Source organism: Streptomyces sp. NEAU-W12 (assembly GCF_026242095.1).
Lineage (GTDB): Bacteria > Actinomycetota > Actinomycetes > Streptomycetales > Streptomycetaceae > Streptomyces.
Window position 1 is genome coordinate 1 of sequence record NZ_JAPJDM010000105.1, and the last position, 705, is coordinate 705.

Genomic DNA, 705 nt, shown 5'->3' on the forward strand with positions numbered 1-705 from the left:
TGGTGTGGTTCAGCCGTGTCCTGAGCGACCGCAGCCGGCGTCCGTAGTCCTCCATCTCGCTCAGCGGGAGCGCGAGGTCGCTCTTGCCCATGGCCCGGAGTCCTCTCTTCTGCGGATCTTCTGCGGATCCGCTCAGACGAAGCGGAAGGTGCTGGTCACCGCGTCGAAGACGTCGTGGAACGCCTCGGCCAGGTCCAGTACCGGGCTGGCCCCGGAGACGAGGACGACCTGGTCGGTGGTTCCCGGCACGGGAATGTACGTCTGCGTCAGCACCATACGCAGGGTACGGCTGTCGCCCCGCGCGACGGGCACGTCCTCGACGCCGTAGGTCCGCGCGGCCGGGCCCACGTCGGGGATGTCGACGGTCGTGACCTTGCGCCAGGCGTCGCCCTCGCGGCGGGCGGTGATCGTGCCCAGGCTCCCGGCGATGGCCCGCGGGTCGGTGGACAGGGCCACACCCTGCTCGTTCCCGGCACCGAGGACGGAGACCGTGACGGTCGCGGAGAGCGGGACGCCGTCGAAGTTCTCGGCCATGCAGCCCAGGTAGAGCGCACCGGAGTCGTGGGCGTCCTTCGCCATCCTGCGGAGCATGGCGGTCAGGTCGGCGCGGTACGGGGCGAGTTCCGGGAGTTCACGGATCCGCTCCTCGACGAGCGCCCGGATCGTGGCCTCGCGTCCTTCCGGACGGATGTCGAACTCCCACCA

Annotated in this window: 1 protein-coding gene; it reads right to left on the bottom strand. The window is 70.2% G+C overall.

Translation table 11 applies throughout. The features are described 5' to 3' along the window. Positions 1–132: 132 nt before the first annotated feature. A partial coding sequence (locus tag ORI94_RS35270; protein ID WP_266083208.1) for a hypothetical protein occupies positions 133–705 on the bottom strand: 573 nt, incomplete at its 5' end.